The sequence below is a fragment of the Haladaptatus sp. ZSTT2 genome, from assembly GCF_037081775.1.
Classification (GTDB): Archaea; Halobacteriota; Halobacteria; order Halobacteriales; family Halococcaceae; genus QDMS2.
The window spans coordinates 36,348-56,465 of sequence record NZ_JBAMHQ010000002.1; the positions used below are offsets into that span (position 1 = coordinate 36,348).

General features: G+C 58.6%; 18 protein-coding genes. 9 read left to right on the plus strand and 9 right to left on the minus strand.

Translation table 11 applies throughout. From position 1 onward, the window contains the following. The first annotated feature begins 1,021 nt into the window (after positions 1-1,021). From V5N13_RS15090 to V5N13_RS15110, 5 genes are all read left to right on the plus strand, one after another. Entirely contained in the window at positions 1,022-1,780 is a 759-nt protein-coding gene (locus V5N13_RS15090; protein ID WP_336361461.1) for an IclR family transcriptional regulator, read from the plus strand. Between the two features lie 68 nt (positions 1,781-1,848). Beyond that, positions 1,849-2,304, plus strand: a complete 456-nt coding sequence (locus V5N13_RS15095; protein ID WP_336361462.1) for a MaoC/PaaZ C-terminal domain-containing protein — start codon at positions 1,849-1,851, stop codon at positions 2,302-2,304. A gap of 127 nt (positions 2,305-2,431) precedes the next feature. After that, positions 2,432-3,826: an ABC transporter substrate-binding protein gene (locus tag V5N13_RS15100; protein ID WP_336361463.1), complete on the plus strand. Its 1,395-nt coding sequence runs from the start codon at positions 2,432-2,434 to the stop codon at positions 3,824-3,826. A gap of 191 nt (positions 3,827-4,017) precedes the next feature. After that, entirely contained in the window at positions 4,018-5,145 is a 1,128-nt protein-coding gene (locus tag V5N13_RS15105) for an amidohydrolase family protein (RefSeq protein ID WP_336361464.1), read from the plus strand. Position 5,146: 1 nt separating this feature from the next. Continuing rightward, entirely contained in the window at positions 5,147-5,506 is a 360-nt protein-coding gene (locus tag V5N13_RS15110; RefSeq protein WP_336361465.1) for a Rieske (2Fe-2S) protein, read from the plus strand. Positions 5,507-5,524: 18 nt separating this feature from the next. Here the strand turns inward: V5N13_RS15110 and V5N13_RS15115 are convergent, their stop codons facing one another. From V5N13_RS15115 to hisD, 7 genes are all read right to left on the minus strand, one after another. Further along, positions 5,525-5,908 carry a hypothetical protein gene (locus V5N13_RS15115; protein WP_336361466.1) on the minus strand — a complete coding sequence of 128 codons (384 nt, stop codon included), beginning with the start codon at positions 5,906-5,908 and terminating at the stop codon, positions 5,525-5,527. A gap of 159 nt (positions 5,909-6,067) precedes the next feature. After that, entirely contained in the window at positions 6,068-7,144 is a 1,077-nt protein-coding gene (locus V5N13_RS15120) for a branched-chain amino acid ABC transporter permease (protein ID WP_336361467.1), read from the minus strand. 6 nt (positions 7,145-7,150) lie between these two features. Continuing rightward, positions 7,151-8,014, minus strand: coding sequence for a branched-chain amino acid ABC transporter permease (locus V5N13_RS15125; RefSeq protein WP_336361468.1), 864 nt, complete (start codon positions 8,012-8,014; stop codon positions 7,151-7,153). A gap of 156 nt (positions 8,015-8,170) precedes the next feature. Then, positions 8,171-8,923 carry an ABC transporter ATP-binding protein gene (locus V5N13_RS15130; RefSeq protein ID WP_336361469.1) on the minus strand — a complete coding sequence of 251 codons (753 nt, stop codon included), beginning with the start codon at positions 8,921-8,923 and terminating at the stop codon, positions 8,171-8,173. Beyond that, positions 8,920-9,708: an ABC transporter ATP-binding protein gene (locus V5N13_RS15135; protein WP_336361470.1), complete on the minus strand. Its 789-nt coding sequence runs from the start codon at positions 9,706-9,708 to the stop codon at positions 8,920-8,922. The genes V5N13_RS15130 and V5N13_RS15135 overlap by 4 nt, the downstream gene beginning before the upstream one ends. Positions 9,709-9,849: 141 nt before the next feature. Beyond that, a complete protein-coding gene (locus tag V5N13_RS15140) occupies positions 9,850-10,623 on the minus strand; it encodes an SDR family NAD(P)-dependent oxidoreductase (RefSeq protein ID WP_336361471.1) in 774 nt (257 codons plus the stop codon). A gap of 3 nt (positions 10,624-10,626) precedes the next feature. After that, the gene (hisD, locus tag V5N13_RS15145; protein ID WP_336361472.1) at positions 10,627-11,964 is read right to left on the minus strand and encodes a histidinol dehydrogenase; all 1,338 of its coding nucleotides are present in this window, start codon (positions 11,962-11,964) and stop codon (positions 10,627-10,629) included. 100 nt (positions 11,965-12,064) lie between these two features. Between hisD and V5N13_RS15150 the strand changes: the two genes are divergently transcribed. Beyond that, the gene (locus V5N13_RS15150; RefSeq protein WP_336361473.1) at positions 12,065-13,090 is read left to right on the plus strand and encodes an NAD(P)-dependent oxidoreductase; all 1,026 of its coding nucleotides are present in this window, start codon (positions 12,065-12,067) and stop codon (positions 13,088-13,090) included. 15 nt (positions 13,091-13,105) lie between these two features. On the opposite strand, the gene V5N13_RS15155 is transcribed toward V5N13_RS15150, so the two are convergent. Next, entirely contained in the window at positions 13,106-14,788 is a 1,683-nt protein-coding gene (locus tag V5N13_RS15155; protein WP_336361474.1) for a thiamine pyrophosphate-binding protein, read from the minus strand. A 143-nt stretch (positions 14,789-14,931) separates the two neighbouring features. Here V5N13_RS15155 and V5N13_RS15160 point away from each other — a divergent pair, with 143 nt between their 5' ends. Genes V5N13_RS15160 through V5N13_RS15170 form a run of 3 tightly spaced genes read left to right on the plus strand, consistent with a single transcriptional unit; the run spans position 14,932 to position 18,307 of the window. Continuing rightward, positions 14,932-16,071 carry a thiamine pyrophosphate-dependent dehydrogenase E1 component subunit alpha gene (locus V5N13_RS15160; RefSeq protein ID WP_336361475.1) on the plus strand — a complete coding sequence of 380 codons (1,140 nt, stop codon included), beginning with the start codon at positions 14,932-14,934 and terminating at the stop codon, positions 16,069-16,071. Next, positions 16,071-17,060, plus strand: coding sequence for an alpha-ketoacid dehydrogenase subunit beta (locus tag V5N13_RS15165; RefSeq protein WP_336361476.1), 990 nt, complete (start codon positions 16,071-16,073; stop codon positions 17,058-17,060). The genes V5N13_RS15160 and V5N13_RS15165 overlap by 1 nt, the downstream gene beginning before the upstream one ends. Beyond that, a complete protein-coding gene (locus tag V5N13_RS15170) occupies positions 17,057-18,307 on the plus strand; it encodes a dihydrolipoamide acetyltransferase family protein (RefSeq protein ID WP_336361477.1) in 1,251 nt (416 codons plus the stop codon). Before V5N13_RS15165 ends, V5N13_RS15170 begins: the two co-directional genes overlap by 4 nt. A 3-nt stretch (positions 18,308-18,310) precedes the next feature. Here the strand turns inward: V5N13_RS15170 and V5N13_RS15175 are convergent, their stop codons facing one another. Beyond that, the gene (locus tag V5N13_RS15175; protein ID WP_336361478.1) at positions 18,311-20,008 is read right to left on the minus strand and encodes an acyl-CoA synthetase; all 1,698 of its coding nucleotides are present in this window, start codon (positions 20,006-20,008) and stop codon (positions 18,311-18,313) included. Between the last annotated feature and the right edge of the window lie 110 nt (positions 20,009-20,118).

Consider the following 20,118-nt stretch of genomic DNA (forward strand, 5'->3'; position numbering starts at 1 on the left):
AACCTGACCACCATAATATAAATATTCAAGTATAGAAAAATATTTGAATGATTCAGAGATGGTCAGGGCCTCCGAATTCGCCCGGCAGTTTGTGAGAGGACGAGAGAATCCGTTTAATACCCTCTGAAAGCCGTAAATGGGCGAATATTGTTAGGTGCAGATGTACAGAGGAAAAATTGGGAAAGGAATATTAAAGTCGAAAAATTATTCGATTGAAAGCAGTAGTAGATAGAAACAGGAATGAATATGCGATAGTAGATTAATATCGAAGAAAATTGGCCATACGAAGATATATTGTCCGGTTGGTGAATAAGATAAATGTTTTGTTAGGTAGAAGATTCTACCATATTTAATAGATTTTAAGTTCGTGGTTTCAACAGAGTGTCGGACGATCAAACGGCGAGTATTGCGAGTGTGAATTTGGGTATTCCGAACGCGCCAGTGAAGAAACGATATTCGTCCAACAAGTTCGCTGAAGTTGTGAAAAATGGCAACATAGTGTTCGATTGCATCGATAAATGTAGATAAATATATGAGTCTCTAGTATAACCTCTGATTGCATTAACCCCCAATCATTACAAGCGTATGTTTGTAATGCCTATGCCAGCGTACAGCCTCCAAGAGATGGTAGACCGACTACGTGGACTTGAGTGGGAGGCGTGGTGACTGATGAGAACACCACGAGTAGGTGCACCGAAAAATGCAGCACGAAAGCCAGACAGTTCCGTGTGGGAGTGTGGATAAGAGAACGCTGTTGCCAGCTAGCAGCCGATTCAGCGTCGAGGGTGGGAGAGGTTCAACCACACGGATTACCGGCTCTCGTGGAGTCGCAGTCATGTTCGGCATATCCGAATAGATGGTGGAACGTTGGTCGGATTTCGGGTCCAGAGCGCGCAATTCGATAGGTGATGATAGCCTACGCCCGTAGAAATTGGGAGGAGCAATCGAAGGTTGGGCGGTCTACAGGTTGCGTTTGGAATAACCGAATCTGTTATGGTTGTTGATGAGAGTACTGTGAACTATGAGCACGGGAGTTCCGGTGAAGACGACAAAAAAGTCGTTCGAAGTCATAGACCAGTTGGTGGCACTCGAAAAAGCGTCGCTCAACGAGCTAACCGAAACCCTCGATATGCCAAAAGGAACGCTTCATGGCCACCTAAAGACGTTGTGTGAGCTTGGCATGGTCATCAACGACCGAGGAACGTATCGACCCTCGATGCGATTTTTAAACTACGGAACCCGCATACGGAACAACAACAAGCTGTTCCAAGCCGCGAGAAGCGAGTTGAATCAACTCTCGCAAGAGACCGGTGAGCACGCAACGCTCATCATCGAAGAACAAGGACGCGGCGTCATCTACTACATCGTCGAAGGGAATCATCCGACGAAACTCATCACGCGAGCGGGTATCAGAACGTACCTCCACACGAACGCCTGTGGGAAGGCAATCCTCGCCGACATGAGCCGCGAGCGCGTCGAACAAATCATCGCAGAACAGGGCTTGCCAGCCCAGACCAATCACACGATTACCGACCGCGAACGTCTCTTCGAGGAACTGGAGCGGGTTCGCGAACAGGGCTACGCGACGAACGAAGATGAGGCGCTCAAAGGAATGAAAGCCGTCGGCGCATCGGTGCAGAACACCGAAGACGAAGTCATCGGAGCCGTGTCGGTTTTCGGCCCGGCAAGACGCATCGACAACACCCGGCTCACGACGGAGCTGTCACAGCGCATTCGCGAAGCAGCGAACGTTATCGAAGTGAACTACAACTACGAGTGAGCGCTGGGGCGACGTTTTTGCGACAGGGGGTGACAGCTTTATAGCTGTGTGAACAAGTGACAGCCTGTATGGCCTCAAAGTATTTCGAGGACTTCGAGCAGTCGCACGGAGAGTCGTTTGAATCCCACGGTCGGACGGTCACAGAAGCGGACATCGTGAACTTCGCAGGCGTCGGTGCGGAGTTTCATCCCCTGCACATGGATGCTGAGTTCGCGGCCGAGACGCACTTCGGGAAACGAATCGCCCCGGCTGGGTTGACCATCTCGATGGCGCTTGGATTGCTGTCTTCGATTGGGCTCACCGACGAGTCTGGAATTGGCCTCTATGGTTTCGACCGCGTTCGGTTCCCTGGCCCAGTGTTCATCGACGACACGCTCACGGTGGTCTGTACCGTTGGAGAGACAGAATCCAGAGAAAAACTCGACGGTGGGTTGGTGACGCTCAAAATCGACGTCCAGAAACAGACCGGCGATACAGTGCTTGCCTACGACCACAAAGTGCTCATCCAGTCGAAAGAAGCGTAACGAAGAATCTGAGACAAGCGCTGTTGCGCGCATAACAGCGGGAGAGAGCCACTGCGTTGAATTGTCAGCGACGCTAAAAACACAAACGTTATTGTGGTGTGTGGTAACTTTACACAGGGACTCGGAAATGAAAGAGTCAAATACAACTTCCACAAGGGCAACGGCAGACGCATCACGGCCGATTCGACGGCGAAAATTCCTCAAGGCGACAGGCGCCGGCGCCATCACAGCGGCGTTCGCCGGGTGTACCGGCAACGGCGATGGGAACGGAGGTGGCAACGGGGATGGTGGTAATGGTGGTACCGACGGAGGTGGCGGCACGACAACCGGACAGACGATGTCCGGGCCGATTAAAATCGGCTTGCTTGCACCGCTTCGCAACATCTCGCTTGGCCGGTCGTACGAACAAGCAGGGCTGTTGCTCGAAAAGCAAATCAACGACGGCGGTGGACTCCTCGGTGCTGATGTCGAAGTCATCATCAAGGATTCTGAGTACAACGCTTCGACCGCCCGTGAGAAGTATCGTGAGTTGATTCTGCAGGATGAAGTCGATGTAACCTTCGGCATCATCGGGTCTGAATCGATGCAAGTGATTTTCGACGAAATCGCAAGCAACCAACAAATCTTCATCACCAGCGGCACGGGTGACGTGGAGTTCTCAAAGCGCATCCACGACGACTACGACCGGTACAAGTACATCTTCCGCTCGCACCAGGCGGGCGTGACCCAAGGGCTGAACTTGGCCAGAATCCACGAAAAGCTCGCGCAGGACGAAGGCATCACGTCCGTTGCCCTCCTCCAAGAAGACATCCAGGGGTACGCCGCAAACGGTGAAGTGTTCCGCGCGAACATCCCCGACGGCGTCTCCATCGAGGTTGACGAGAAGTTCGCTGCAGGGACAGAAGACTACCGTCCGCTGCTCGAACAGGCAAGCCGGGCAGATGTGGACTTCACGTGGATGTGGTCGTCACAGACCGGAGCCACGATGATCAACCAGTGGTCGAGAATGCAGCCCAACTTCGGGCTTGGCGGTGTCGCAATCAGTGCGACCGACCCCAACTTCGGGAAAAACGTCGAGGGGGCAGAGTCGTTCTTAGGGATGATTCCGGGCTGTGTCGCCACCTACCAACCGACCGAACTGACGACGCAGTTCCAAGAACAACACATGGAGATGTTCGACGAACTCCCACCGTTCTACACCGGCTACACGACCTACGACGCGATTTGGACGTGGGTGCAGGCAGTGCGCGAAGCGGGGACCATCGAGGTAGACCCGGTCATCACTGCCCTCGAAGAAAACGAGTTCGAAGGCACCCAAGGTGTCGTAGACTACCTCGGCCCAGACGAGGACGCGGACAACGACGACCCACAGTTCCCCCACGACCCACGCTACGGAGAGGACTACGTCATTCCTCCGGGCTACCAGTGGCGGACAGTCGACGGCGAACCAACACAGGTCATCACGTGGCCGCCGAAATTCGCGGAAGGCAGTTACGAGTGGCCAGAATGGGTCAGTCGATAGACCGGTTCGACCTCGACACACGGTGGCGACCAGAGACACCGTTTTGGCTTCCTTCGTCCTCGTTTCCAACGCTATAGTCAATCGAAATCGAGTTTGCGATATCCGCCGGAATCGACCGCCTTGAGCCACTGCACCGCGGATAACTCCTCGCCCGAACGCTTAATAGATTGTGACACAATGCCACACACAGTATGGCGCAAGCTACAAAGTCCGACAGCGTCACCTCACTCGACCAGCTAGACGTCGTGGTCGACTGTGACTCACACGTCACGGACGGGGCGGTGATGTTCGACGAAATTCTCGAGTACATGGAGAACGATCTGATGCGAAAACAAATCGACGACTCGTTGTTACCGAACAATAACGTGTTTTCGACGACGCTAGCCTCGCCACCGTTCCCAGATATTCTGGTTGCAGAAGATGGCGGACTGGGCATACCGAGATGCATAAGACCGGAGCACAAGTACGAATCCATGGAGGAGTACGGAATCAACGAAGCCATCATCGGGCCGACGCTGGCGTCCGCCCTTGGCACGGTGAACAACGACCAGTACGCGGTGTCGATTGCGCAAGCGTACAATTCGTGGCTCCTCGACACGTTCCTCGACGACAACGACGGGATTCAGGGGTCTATCGTCGTCGCCCCACAAAAGCCGGACAAGGCAGCCGAGGAAATCGACCGGCACGCTGGTGAGAAAGATTTCGTTGCTATCCAACTTCCGGCCACGGGGCTTCCGCTGCCGCCGGGTCACGAATGGTACGACCCAATCTATCAGGCCGCAGAAGACCACGACCTCCCGGTCTGTATGCACAGCCTGTCGAACAGCAACCATTTCGACTTCCCTAACCAGCGAAAGTGGGCCGAGACGTTCAGCGAAGACCACGCCATCGCCCACCCGTTCTCGCACATGTGGAACATCACAACGATGATTTTCCGCGGGGTGACCGAACGATTCGACATCGACGTCGTGATGCAAGAAGCCGGAATTGCGTGGGTTCCCTACATGAAGTGGCGACTCGACGACCACTATCTCGAAGCCTCTCACGAACTGCCGAACGTCAAAAAGCTGCCGAGTGAGTACATAGACGAGAGCTACTACTTCACGACCCAACCCCTTGGACACACCGCAGCGAACCCGGCGCACATGGCGTACGCCGTCGAGATGGCCGGACCAGACAACATTCTGTTCTCCTCTGACCATCCACATCCGGACTTCGACCTCCCAGGGGAGTTGTTCGGGCGCATCTACTCACACTTCGACGGGCAGACGATTCGGAACATTATGGGCGAGACAGCGGTTGAGCTATTCGGGTTATAACATGGCCGAACGACACCACATCGCGAGCGAGGAAGAATTGGCGACAGACGGCTCCCGACTCATCACGGAGATTCGGGGCAAAGAGATTGCCGTGTTCCGCGTTAACGGCGAGTATTATGGCGTCTTGAACTACTGTGTGCATCAAGCAGGTCCTCTCTGTGAGGGGCGGGTCGTCGGTGACACGGAAATCGGGGACGACGGCTGGTCGTGGGTTTCGACCCGTGAAGGAGAGATTATCTCGTGTCCGTGGCACGCCTGGAAGTTCGACATCAAGGGCGGCAAATGTATCGACGACGACCGCTACTCGGTGCCGACGTACGACGTTGAAGTCGAAGACGGCGAAGTGTACGTCCGCGCCTAAGCCGGATACGCCACTATTTTACGCGACACCATCTCGCACGAGCGCCGCGAATTCAGCCGCATCGATGGCGTACTGTGTGAACCCCGCTCCCTCACGCGTCCGTCCCACCTCACCAATGCGTTCACCGTCTACGAGAATCTCCCAGTTTTTCCCCACCTCCGGATTCACGGCGTGGAGACGAATTTCGACGCCCAACTCCGCTTCGAGTTCCAAGAGCGCCGGTGGGACGATCTCCCCGTCTGCGAACCGTGGCGGGCGGTAGGGTCGCATCTCGTGGCGACGAAATTCTTCGATGTTCTCGCGCCACCATGCCGGGTACGTAGAGAGGTCTACATCCTCGTACGGGTCTTCTTCGTCGTAGCCCGGTGGGAGGGTAGCCGGGCGCGGTGGGTCATCTCGCATCAGCACCGGCCCTTCCGCCACCGCGGCATGTCGGAGGCACCGCGAATGGGAGTAGTCGCCCAGTCGAACGAATCGCGCATCTCTGTGTCACCTTGCCAGTGATTAACACAGGTGGTGAAATAAGCGTGATGGTCAGAGAACACAGCAAGAAAAGGGCGACTACCCGTCGAGCGAAGAATCAGACGACTCGCCCGTGATGCGCGCCCAAATCGAGCGCCCGAAGTCGAGCAAGACGGGGAAAATTCCGCGGGGGATGAACAGCATGATGAGCAGGGTGAGCACGTAGAACACGATGAGGTTGATGCGCGTAAACGGCACGTCGAGGCCGGGCACAATCCACTCAATGTTGTCGCTCAGTTGGCGGGCCCACCAGAAGATGAAGCCACCGACTGCCGGGCCGACAATCGTGCCGACGCCGCCGAGGATCGAGGCGAGTAGGATGTCGATGATGATGGTGAGTTCGAGCAGCTGTCCGGGCGTTGCACTTCCCACCGGTGAGTGGGCGAACATCGCGCCCGCGAACCCGGCGAGAGCGGCGCTCACGACCATGGCGAAGATTTTGAACTTCGCGGGGTTGAGGCCGCTCGCGGAGACGACGTACTTGTCCTCGCGGATGGCCTTGAAAATCTTGCCCGTGTCAGAGCGCGTGATGACGAACGAGATGGCGAAGATGAGCAGAAGAATGCCCAGTGCAAGGAAGTAGTTTGCAAGCGCGGTCGTGGCGAAGTCGCCAACCTGAAGCAGTGGGTCAGGAGTTGGGAGCCCGCGGGTGCCGCCGAAGATGTCAGAGAACATGATGAACAACTGCCCGAGGATGAGCGGTGGCATCAGCGTGAACAGCGCGAGGTAGTGTCCGCCGATGCGGAGCGCTGGTATTGCGTACAGCACGCCCGCAATCGAGGTGAGCACGATGGCGACCACGATGCCGACGAGCGGAGGGAGGCCGAGTTCGAGATTGAGGATGACGGAGGTGTAGCCGCCAATCGCGAAGAAGAAGGTGTGACCGAAGCTCACCTGGTCGGTGTAGCCGGAGACAAAATCCCAGCTGATGACGAACATGATGAAGTAAAACGCGGACATCATCTGGAGTAACGTGAGCGTCCCTAGCCAGAGCGGTGCGGACGCCAGCCCGAGCACAACGAGGAGCGCGACGTAGTGGCGCGGACTAAGCGAGAGGTTGGTGAGGAGCGCCCCCACAGTGGTGCGGTCGGTGTCAGCTTCAGTTGGTGTTGACATGGATACTCACTCCAGTTCTTCCCGGCCGAAGAGGCCGTTTGGTTTCACGACGAGGACGATGACCAACAACAGCAGCGGAGCAAGGCCGGTTAGCCGCGGGCTCACGAGCGAGGTGGTTAACGTTTCGAGGAAGCCGATGATGTGTGCGGCGATGATGCTGCCCTTTATCGACCCAAGGCCACCCAAGATGACGACCGAGAAGGCGATAATCAACGGGCCTAACCCCATGTTGTACACGGCGGTCTGGAAGGTGCCGAGGAAGATGCCTCCAAGTCCGGCCAACACGCCCGCGATGAGCCACGTCGTCGTCGAAATGCGAAACTGGTTGATGCCGACGAGCGTCGCCCCGCGCTTGGTCATGCTCACTGCCTGAATGGCCTTCCCGAGCGTCGTGCGATTGACGAACACGAGCAACGCAATGATGGTCAGCCACGAGAGGAAGAACATGAACACTTGATTCGACTGGATGGTCGTGCTTGAGATGGTGACGCGCCCGGCGACCAACACCGGGAGGGACTTCGGTGACGTGCCCTCTATGACGAAGATGAACTCCTCTACAATGAGGAAGATGAGGAGCGTGACAATCACCACGATAATCGGGTCGTCTTCGATGAGTTTTACCGGCCCCGCATAGACGAGGACGCTGAACAGCCCAACCAGCGCAAGCGAGAACAGCGTGGCCGTCCATGGTCCAAGCCCGAACAGTTGTATCCCATACAGCATCAGATACGCGCCCAGTGTGAGGAATGCGGCGTGGGCGACGTTGAGCACACCCCCAACGCCGAAAATCATCGTGAACCCGACTGACAACAGTGCATATAGCGCACTGATGAGCAAGGCAATAACAATGGTCGTCTCGATGAAAGACATTGGAGCAAAGTTCACCGTGATAAAACATAAACATTGTGGGAATGTTTCACACGGGAACTACTAGCGCGCCAAATTTTTTCGAACTCGTCTCATCAAACCACTGGTCTGAGAACAATCAGCGGAGCCGCGAAAATTTGAATGCGAGAACACGCACCCTTACGCGCCGAGATAGACTTCCTGGATGTACTCGTCATCTTTGAGGGTTTCCGGGGTTCCTTCTCGGACGATATCGCCGTTTTCCATGAGGTAGATACGGTCTGCGTGGCGGATGGTAAAGCGCACGTTCTGCTCACAGAGCAACATCGTGAGTCCTTGTTCTTGCAACCGATCGATGCCGTCGCTGATGTTGTTAAGAATGACTGGGGCAAGCCCGAGGGTTGGCTCGTCTAAGACGAGGAAGTCGGGGTCGCCCATGAGCGCACGGCCAATCGCGAGCATCTGCTGTTCGCCTCCGCTCATGGTGCGCGCATGCTGGCTCTTGCGGTCTTTGAGCGCGGGGAACAGGTCGTAGACGAACGCGAGGCGGTCTTTGAGCATCGAGCGATTCCGGTACGCACCCAGTCTGAGGTTGTCGTCTACGGACATGTAGCCAAACAGGTCGCGCGATTCGGTACAGTGGATGATGCCCTCTGCGACGAGGTCGGGCGCAGCGAAATCCGAGATTTCCATGCCATCGTACGTCACCGAGCCGGAGTAGCCAAGGAGACCCGTAACCGTCTCTGAGAGCGTGGTTTTCCCCGCGCCGTTCGGCCCGATGACGCCGACGATTTCGCCCTGATTCACCGTGATATCGACACCCCTGAGCGCGTTGACTTTGCCGTAGGAGACGGCGAGGTTCTCACATTTGAGGAGCGCTGTTGCTGACTCGGTAGCGGTTGGGTCGCTTCCCGAATGCGTATCAAGACTCATAGCTCGCCTCCGAGGTAAGCCTCTTGGACGAGCTTGTTTTCACGAATCTCTGCGGGTGTGCCCTCTGCGAGCTTGCTCCCGAAGTTGATGACGATGGCCCGGTCGATGAGCGAGAGCAAGCCGCGCATGTTGTGGTCAACAACGATCATCGTCAGCCCCGACTTTCGCTGTTCGACGAGCAGGTCTGAAATCTTCTGCACTTCGAGTTCGGTCAGCCCTGCAAACGGCTCATCGATGAGCAGTAAGTCGGGGTCGGTTGCGAGTGCACGGGCGAGTTCGAGCCGTAAGAGGCCGGCGTGGGGGAGTTCGTCTGGCATCTGGTCAAGTCGGTCGCCAAGCCCGACTTGCTCACAGAGCGCCGCTGCCTGCTCGCGCGTCTCCCCACGAAGCCCGTGCAAGGAGACAAGATTACCTGGCATGAGCGCAAGCGCGACGTTCTGAACCACATTTCGATCTTCGAGCGACCGGAATTTCTGGAAGGTCCGCGCGATGCCGCGTTGAACCAGCGTGTGACTTTTCATCCCGGTGATGTTCTCGCCGTGATACCACACCGTCCCGGTCGTAGGCGGGAACGTACCGGTAATACAGTTGAACGTCGTTGACTTGCCCGCACCGTTCGGGCCGATGAAGCCGACGATTTCCTCCTCACCGATGGTAAACGAGAGGTCATCGACCGCGGTGAGGCCCCCGAATCGTTTGGTGAGGTTGTTGACGACGAGCGCCCCGTCTGAGGGGTCGTACACGGCCTGCTCTGGCTCCGCCGATGGCGCGACAGCGTTGGTCACGCGAATCTCCCCTGTGAATCGACACCACTTGACATGGAGGCAGGACGTACCCCGGGTATGACTGTCGTGTGCATCATTCTTGGTATTTAAACGCGAGCCGAGGCACAATAAATTTGTCGCCGGAAACGGAGAAATGTGCGGTCAGTACCAGACGGTTCCGGCGTCCACGTTGATGTCTTGGCCAGTTACGTTTCTCGCGTGGTCGCTTGCGAGATACGCGACCATGTCTGCAACGTCGGCCGAATCGGTGAGTCGTCCGAGCGCGGTGTCGTCGGTGAACACGTCGCGCTTTGCCTGTGTGAACGACGTGTCGTTCTGTGCAGCCAGTTTCTCAATGACGCTGTCGATGCGCGGCCCGCGGGTCGCCCCCGGACAGACGGCGTTTACGGTCACGTCGTCGTCTCCAAGTTCGAAGGCAAGGGTCCTGGTGAGACCAATGACCGCCATCTTCGAGGCGGTGTACGGCGTGCGATTCGGGAGGGGGCGTTTTCCGCTAATCGAAGAGATATTGACGACGCTCCCGCGACCGCTCTCGCGGATGTGGGGAACCGCGTGTTTCGCACACAAGAACATCCCTCGGACGTTTACGGCCATGGTCTGGTCCCAGTCTTCAACGGTGACGTCCTCGATTGGTGCAGTCGGGCCCGCAATCCCCGCGTTGTTGACGAGACAGTCGAGGCCGCCGAACGTTTCGACTGTCTGGGCGATTGCGCCTGCCACCGATGCCTCGTCTGTCACGTCCGTCTCTACGGGGAGTGCCTGCGCGTTGTCGTCGAACTGTGCTGCTGTCTCGTGGATGCCGTCACCGCGTGCGGCGAGCGCGACGCTCGCCCCCTTCTCTGCGAGGGTGAGCGCGATTTGCTGGCCAATCCCCTGGCTCGCCCCGGTGACGAACGCGGTTGTGTCCTCTAACACGAGTCAGTCCTCCTGTGACAGCGAGACGCCGCCACCCGTGACCAACTCAAGGTCGCGAGCAAGGTCACGACCAGCCTCGGAGGTGATGCGTTTTTCCGCCGAAATTTGGTGGGCGTGGGTCCCCTCCATCTCACAGATTTTTGCCGCCCACGGCGCGATGTGGTCCGCCCCTTCGGCAGTGAGTTCCTGATGGGTCAACACCTTTAGATACGTCGTGACATTGATACCACCGCTGTATTTCGCCACCTCGATGGTCGGGAGCGTATGGTTCGTCCCGACGGCTTTGTCACCGAAGACGACGGGTGCGTGGTGCCCGAGAAACAGCGACCCGTAGTTGTGAAGGTTGTCGATGAGCGCACGTGGTTCATCGACCATCACCTGCAGGTGTTCTGGTGCGTAGTCGTTTGCCACCTCAGTGGCCGCCGAGAGGTCGTCCACCACGACGACTTCACCGTTTTCGTCCCACGATGCGCGTGCGACCTCCTCGGTGCGGAGGGTGGGCAGTTGCTCATCGAGAGCCGCCATCGACGCCTCCGCGATATGCCGGTCGGTTGAAATAAGAATCGCCCGCGAGCGCGGGTCGTGTTCTGCCTGTGCGAGCAGGTCAGTGGCAACCAGTTCGGGGTCGGCCGACTCGTCTGCGATGATGGCGACCTCGGTCGGCCCGGCGAGAAAGTCGATGCCGACGTGCCCGTACACCTGCCGTTTCGCCTCGATGACGAACACGTTGCCTGGCCCGGTGACCATGTCCACTGACGGGACGGTTTCCGTGCCGTAGGCCATCGCCGCAATCGCCTGTGCCCCACCAATCGCAAAGATTTCGTCCGCTCCGGCGCGATCGATGGCGTAGAGCTGGGCGGGTTGGATGGAGCCATCAGCCTGTGGTGGCGCGCACGCGACGACGTGTTCGACGCCCGCAATCACCGCCGGAACCACAGTCATCGCCGGTGCGGCCACGAGGGGCTTGCGGCCGCCGGGAACGTATACGCCCGCCCGCTCGACCGGGACAAGGCGCGTGCCGAGTGTGATACCCTCCTCGAACTCTCGCTCGAAGCCCGCGACGTGTGAGAACTGTTCTTCGTGGAACGCGCGCACGTTCTCGATGGTGTTGTCGATAGTGCGCCGTTCTGCCTCGGTGAGCGCGTCCGCTGCGGCGTCGAGTTCGGCGTCGCTGACGCGAAGTTGCTCGCGTTCGACGTTGTCGAATTTCTTGGTCAGCGCCCTGACCCCCGCATCGTCGTCCTGCCGGACGGTATCGACGATATCGCGGACGGACGTGGTCACATCATGAGGAATCTCAAGCGAGGGGTCGGCCGCCGACTTCAGGTAGTCGCGTGGCATTTGCTATCATAACGCGCTAACACCCACAAAACAATTTCGTCTGTGTGCGAGCCACCCCTGCGAAATCATTTTACACCGGCCCTGCAAAGGAGAACGTATCATGAGCCAGTTTACGGTTTACGTGTCGAACGACCTCAGAGTTCCCTCGCGCGGGTACGATATGGGACTCGGGACGCTCTACGAGAACGACGACATCGAAGTCACGTTCCTTGAGGCACAGGGAAACGACGCAATCGACCCGGCGAACGTGGCCGATGCGGACGCGCTAATCGCCATCCAACAGCAGGTCACCGAGGAGACGATTCGTGAACTACCTGAGCTCAAACTCGTTTCCGCGTTTGGCGCGGGCCTCGACCACATCGACATCGACGCGTGTACTGACCACGGCGTCGCGGTCGTAAACGCACCCCAGCCAGTTAGGAACGCGGTCGCCCAATCGACCCTTGGCATGCTGATTGCCTGTGCGAGTCGGTCGGTGCCGTTCAACAACCACATCAGAGAACGTGGATTCGACGGGCGTATCGAGCGCATGGGCAACACCCTGTACGAAAAAACGCTCGGGACAATCGGCCTCGGCATGATCGGGTCGAAAGTCGTCGAATTGGTCGAACCGTTCGACGTAGAAATCATCACCTACGACCCGTACCTGCCAGAAGAGCGAGCGGCAGAACTCGGCGTCAGGCTGGTGAGTCTCGATGAACTGCTCGTGGAGGCGGATTTCGTCTCGCTGCACTGCCCGCTAACGCCTGAAACCCGGGGAATGCTCGGAACCGAGCAGTTCGAGCAAATGAAAGAAAGTGCCTATCTGGTGAACACCACCCGCGGGGGCATTTACGACGACGCGGAACTCGCGGCAGCGCTCGAGGCTGGCGAGTTGGCAGGTGCGGCTATCGACGTGTTCGAAGGCGAGCCACACGTCGACGGCAACCCGCTGTTGGAACTCGACGATTGCTTCCTGACCCCACACATCTCCGGTGTCCTCATCGAGACGATGACCGAACAGGGCGTCATCGTGAGCGAAGCCGTGCTCAGCCGGTTCACAGACGAGATTCCCCGAAATCTGGTCAATCCAGAGGTGTACGACGAACCCGTCGATTCGTCGCTGCTCTCGCCGTCGCACCGCTAAGAAGAGAAAACGGGCTCAGTTCATGTGGTCAGAGTCGTAGAAGGGATGTTTCACATCGCGGTCGATTTTGCAGTCGAGGACGACCGGCCCGCTTGGTCGGTCTGTGATGATGTCACCAATCGCATCGAGGTCGCCAACAGATGAAACGCTGTAGGCGTCGGCTCCAAAGTCACGAGCGAGGGCCGCCAAGTCAGGCGTCTTTGCGACGGCGGACTCGGGTGAGAGACCGCGGTTTTTGAGCTGTTGGTACTCAGAGCCGAGCGCGTCGTCGTTCATGATGACGATGATAGTCGAGATGTCCTGTTGAACCGCTGTGTCGAGCGCTTGAAGCGACATCATGAATCCGGCATCGCCGACGAACGTCACCGTCGTCCGGTCGTCGACGCGCCACGCGGCGCCGATGCCCATCGGGAATCCGACGCCGATGGCTCCGAAGTCGAGTGTCCACATGTAGTCATCCGGGTGACGAATCGTGATGCCGTCGATGACCCAGTTCATGAAGTGCCCGGCGTCGGTCACGACGAGGCGGTCCTCGGGCAGTCTTCCATCGAGTTCCGTGATGAGTTCGCGCGGGTCCATCCGACCGGAGGTGTCGGCGTACGTCACGTCGCCCCACGGCGTCGCGGTTGCGATGCGGCGCTTCGTCGATTCGGTCCAAAATTTCTCCGAGAAGTCGATGTCGAGTGTCTCCAACTCGGCCGTGAGCCGTTCGACGGTCGTCCGAACGTCGCCGACGATAGCGAGCGAAACCGGCGTGTAGCGTTCGAGGTGTGCTGGGTCGTCGTTCACGTGAACGATGGTGGCTTCGTCCACGAGGCGACCCACGTCTGTGGTGTGGTTGTTGAGGCTACAGCCGAGCGCGAGGATGAAGTCGCTCTGGCCGATGACTTCGTTTGCGAGGGGTGACCCGAACGTGCCGGGAAAGCCAACGGCGTAGGGATGATCTCCAAAATAGCCCCGCGCTTGTAAGGTCGTGGCGAGGAGCGCGCCTGTGCGCGATGCAAACGCCTCGATTGCGGCTATCGCGTCTGACTGAACCGCCCCTTCACCTGCGAGAATGAGAGGCGGGAGCGTCGCATCCGAATCTAGATAGCGCTCGATAGCGGCGTCGATTTGTTTGGCCAATGGCTCGGCTCTCGCGGCATTCGGGGCTACTGCGTCGGTGCCGAAACGTTCGTGTTCCCAGTCAATCGAAAGGTCAGCCTCTGCGTCCATGAGGTTCCAGGGCACTTGGACCACGATAGGGCCCTTGTTTCGTCGAAGCCGCCGAAATACGTCGCGCATTGTCGGGAGAAATGCTTCTTCGCTGCGGATGGAGACGGCGTCTTCGGTGAGCGTGCTGAGGAACGTTTCCTGCTCGAAATACTTGAGACCGCCAAGGGTCGTCGTCGGCGTCTCGCCCGTGATGACAAGCAGCTTCGATCCGTTGACCATGGCGGTTCCGAGCGCGGTGCCAGTCTGGGCGATGGCTGGGCCGCGGCCGACCACGCAGACGCCAATATCGCTCCCGCTCCGCGCGTAGCCGTCGGCCATCGACATAGCCAGTTGCTCGTGTCTCGCATCGACCACGCGGATATCGTCGGACCAGTCGGTTTTGAGTGTCGCTGTAATGCCCATGACGTCCTCCGCCATGAGGGTGAAAATCGTGTCGACATCCTCCTCGATGAGGTATCTGATGATGAGGTCGGAGAACTTCATGATGTGTTCCGTGTCACCACTGCACAGCCAGCGATATTGTAGTTTTGGGATTAGAACGAATCCAACTCCAAACCGGCCAGACAGGCAACCTGAGCGCAAACGTATATGGGAGAGGTGTGCGAACCGTTAGGTAGACGATTGGCATGAGTGGCAAACACGAGTTATTTCAGTACCCTGCGCCGGATGACCCGCCCGATGCGGTGCGCGTGCTTGACGAGAACGGCAACGTGGTCGCAGACGAGTTGCTTCCAAACCTGACCGACGAGGAGTTTCGGAAACTGTACGCCGATATGCGGCTCACGCGCCGCACCGACCGGCGCGGCGTGAGTTTACAGCGGCAGGGCCGCTCTGGCACGCTCGCGTCCTGCTACGGCCAAGAGGCCCACGTCGCAACCGCCCACGCCCTTGCCGAAACCGACTGGCTCATTCCGTGTTACCGCGAGTTCGGCACGATGCTCGCCCGCGGTATCGATCCGAAGTACCTGTTTCTCCATTGGATGGGAAAAGAGCCGGGTGACCACATCCCGGCGGAGTACAACACCGTCGCGCCACCGACGCCCATCGCCACCCAAATTCCGCACGCGACCGGCATGGCGATGGCCGCCCAACTGCTCGGCTGGGAGGACACGGCGTTCCTGTGTCACTTCGGCGACGGAGCCACATCGGAAGGCGATTTTCACGAAGGCCTCAATTTCGCGGGGGCGTTCGACACGCCGAGCGTTTTCGTGTGCAACAACAATCAGTACGCCATCTCGGTTCCATTCTCCCGGCAGACCGGGAGCGCAACGGTCGCACAGAAGGCAATCGCCTACGGATTCGACGGCGTCTACGTCGATGGAATGGACCCACTCGCCGTCTACACGGTAACGGAGGAGGCCGTGCGACGAGCGAAGTCGCCGCGAGAAGGCGAGAGCAGACAAACGCTTATCGAGCTGCTCCTCTACCGGCTTGGCGGGCACAGCACCTCAGACGACCCGACGAAGTACCGAAGCGCCGCCGAAGTCGAACAGTGGGAGCAAAAAGACCCGATACGTAGATTGGAGGTGTTTTTGCGCGAGACGGGACGGCTCGATGACGAGGCCATCGAGAGCATTGAGAATGCGAACGAAGCACTCGTCGACGATGCCGTCGTGGCCGCAGAAGCCCTCCACCAGGAACCCGAGTCGATGTTCGAACACGTTTTCCACGAGTTGACGCCGGAGTTGCGCCGACAGGCAGACGAGTTGGCTGCCCTCCGCGAGCAGTACGGCGACGAGGCGTTCGACGTGGGGTGGCGGTTCTGATGGCGGGTGAGACAGACCGACTCACGCTCGTCGAAGCGGTGAACAGCGCCCTGCACAACGAGATGGCCCGCGATGAGCATGTCGTCGTCATGGGCGAAGACGTGGGCGTAAACGAAGGCGTGTTCCGCGCCACTGCGGGATTGTACGACGAGTTCGGTGAGCAGCGCGTCATCGACACGCCGCTCGCTGAGAGCGGGATTGTCGGGACGGCAATTGGCATGAGCTTCCTCGGGATTCGCCCGGTTGCAGAAATCCAGTTCATGGGCTTTCTCTACCCCGCACTCGACCAATTGTTCAGCCATGCCGCGCGCTTTCGGTCGCGCACTCGCGGGCGCTTCGTCCCCGAGATCGTCATTAGAGCGCCCTACGGCGGGGGCATCCACTCGCCAGAAAGCCATTCAGAATCGACCGAAGCCTTGCTCACCCACTACCCCGGGGTGAAAGTGGTCGTTCCGAGCACGCCCGCGGACGCGAAGGGACTGCTCATCGCTTCTATCCGCGAACCCGACCCGGTGGTGTTCTTAGAGCCAAAGAAAATCTATCGCTCGTTCCGCGAAGCGGTGCCCACTGAACCCTACGAGATTCCACTCGGCGAGGCATCGGTTCGCCGCGACGGGACGGACGTGTCCGTGTTCACGTGGGGAGCAATGACCCGGCCAACGCTCGAAGCGGCGAGACAACTGGAAGGAGAGGTAGATGTCGAAGTGGTTGACCTGCGGACGCTCTCGCCGCTCGACCGAGTCACACTCATCACCTCAGCCGAGAAAACCGGCAGAGTCGTGGTGGTTCACGAAGCCCACCGAACCGGCGGCCTCGCCGGAGAGATTGCCACGACGATTCAGGAACACTCGTTTCTCTACCTCGAAGCCCCGGTCAAACGGGTGACTGGGTGGGACGTCCCCTACCCGTTCCCCGAACTCGAAAAGTACTACATGGTGAACGTGGCGCGAATCATCGACGGTATCAAAGAGGTCGTCGCGTTCCCATGACGGCCCACGAGTTTCGCTTCCCCGACGTCGGAGAGGGCGTCGCAGAGGGCGAACTGCTCAACTGGTATGTCAATGCAGGAGATGGAGTGGAAGAAGACCAAGTTATCGCAGAGGTCGAGACCGACAAGGCCGTCGTCGAGATTCCTGCACCCGTCGATGGGACGGTTACGGAGTTGCGATTCGAAGAAGGGAGTGTCATCCCCGTCGGCGCGGTGTTTGTCGTATTCGAGGTAGCTGACGAAGATGGGAAGCAAATCGCGGTGTCGGACTCCACGACAGAGCCCGAGAAAAGTGAAACGAATGAGCCAGAACCGACAGCCCGCGAATTGGCAACTCGCGAGCACTCAGCACAGGAGCAAAAAACGACTTCCAAAGACGGAAAACGACAGCGAACGCTCGCCCAGCCCACCGCGCGCCGTATCGCCCACGAGATGGGTATCGACATCAACGACGTGCCACGGGTCGAAACGCGACAGGGTGAAGCGTTCGTCACGAAAGACGCCGTCCGCGCGTTCGCGTCGAGGTCTGAAAAAGTCGAAGGTGAACAATCGAGCGACGAGCGCGTGCCATACCGGGGCGTTCGTCGCTCCATCGGCCGCCAGATGGTGCGCTCTGCGTTCACGATTCCCCACGTCACGACCGTCGAAGAGGTTGACGTGACGGAGTTAGTCGAACTCCGGGCCTCGTTGCGTGACGCCGCGGCCGAGCGCGGTGTGAACCTGACCTACCTGCCATTCGTCATCATGGCGGTCGGAAATGCTCTCAAACAGTTCCCGTATCTAAACGCAACCCTCGACGAGGAGGCAGAAGAGATCGTTTTGAAAAAGGCGTACAACATCGGGATTGCGACCGAAGCAGAAGACGGCCTGCTGGTTCCGGTGCTGAAAGACGTAGACCAAAAGAGCTTGGTACAGATTGCGGCGGGTGTCGAAGACGTCGTAGAGCGCGCACGCACCCGGAAAATCAGCCGCGAGGAGATGCAAGGTGGAACGTTCACCATCACGAACATCGGGCCGTACGGCAGCCAGCACGGCACGCCAATTATCAACTACCCGGAGGTTGCGATTCTCGCCATCGCCCAGATTACGCAAAAACCCCGCGTGGTCGAGGGAGACATCGTCCCTCGCCATGTTGTCAATCTCTCGCTGTCTATCGACCACCGCGTGATCGACGGCGCGATGGCCTCTCGATTTTTTAACGCCGTCAAACACGCTCTGGAGTCGCCGGAACGGTTCTTGCTTGAGTGAGCGTTACTCTATCCCTTCTAAATCTCTGAGCGTCGTCCGACGCACTTTGCCTGTGACGGTGAGTGGGAGTGCCTCGACAAACTCGATTTCACGCGGATACTCGTGTTTGGCGAGGCGGTCTTTGGTGTACGCCTGGAGTTCTTCTTTCAACGCCTCTGAGGGTTTGTAGCCCGGCCCGAGTTCGACGAACGCCTTCGGAATCGTCCCGCGCTTTTCGTCGGGGATGCCGATGACGCCGACGTTCACGACGGCGTCGTGGGAGGCAATCGCGTTCTCCAGTTCATCCGGGCCGATGCGGTGGCCCGCGGAGATGATGACGTCGTCTTTGCGCCCGACGAAGTAGTAGTAGCCGTCCGCATCGCGCGTCGCCGTGTCGCTCGTGTAGTGCCAGCCGTTCTTGCGAACCGCCGCCGTTTTCTCTGGTTTGTTCCAGTAGCCTTTGAAGCAAATGGGGTCGTTCTCGTATTTGATGGCGATTTCTCCAACCTCGTCGACGCCGACGGTTGGTTCGCCCGTGTCGGGGTCCATCAGCGCGACTTCGCCGCGGCCGAGGCCGGGTTTGCCCATCGACTCCTCACGGCGGGCGAACAGCTTCTGCATCTCTTGGACGATGTACATCAACTCCGTTTGGCCGTACACTTCTTGCACGACCGCCCCGTCGAAAACGTTCTCCGCCCACTCGCTCACATCGGGGCCGAGCGATTCGCCGCCCGAGGCAATGCTTCGGATGGTCGTCAGGTCGTAGTCCGCGGCCGCGTCCGTCTCGTGCATCATCATGCGAATCGCGGTGGGCGGGAGGAACGTCGCAGAGATACCGTAGCGCTCAATGAGTTCGAAGGTTTCGATGGGGTCGAAGCCCCCGTCACGATAGTAGGCGAGAAGTGGGCGGCCGTGATAGAGCGTCGGAGCCATCGTCACGAACAGCCCCGCAATCCACGCCCAGTCGGCAGGCGTCCAGAACACGTCTGATTCAGTGACGTCGAAATTACAGAGGCCAACGAGGTAGTTCGGGAGCGACCCGAGCAGGAAGCGATGGGCGTGGACGACGCCTTTCGGGTCGCCGGTCGTCCCGCTCGTATAGAGAATCGTAGCACTCTCGTCTGCGTCGGTTTCGACGGTTTCGAACTCGTGAGACGCCGTCTCTTGGACGTCCCAAAAATCGTGTTCGTCGGCTTCACGGTCGTCCTCACCAACCGTGAGAATCGTGCCGAGTGCGTCGAGCTGTGACTTCACCTCTCGCAACGACGCGATACACTCGCTATCGACAAAGCAGGCTTTCGCCCCGCTGTCGGCCAACCGATATTCGAGGGCGTCGGGGCCAAACAGCGGACTCAGCGGAACCGAAATCGCGCCGAGCTTCCAGCAGGCGAGATGCGCCATTGCCGTCTCCGGTTTCTGCGGGAGATAGACGCCGACGCGGTCGCCGCGTTCGATGCCCTGGTCGCGCAAATAGTTCGCCAGTCGATTCGTTATCTTCTGGAGTTGCCAGTAGGTGTACGTGCGAGCCGATTGGGTCGTGCCGTCGCCAAAAATCGCCACGCTCCCCGTGTCGGCCGCCCAGCGGTCAACGAGGTAGGTGGCGAGATTGAACGTGTCGGGGATTTCGTGGGAAAAGGCATCCACGAGCTGGTCGTAGCTCTCCCACTCCTGTTTGTAGAAGGTGTATGCCCCGATATCCGGTATCGTGGGAACGTCTGTCATGACTCTGCCTGAAATTTGCGCGTCTGGATGATAGTTCTTTGCGTCGGCCCGGACTAGTGTGGATGCGCAAATAGATTCCTCGGTGGGGAGCAAACACTTATGCAGATTCC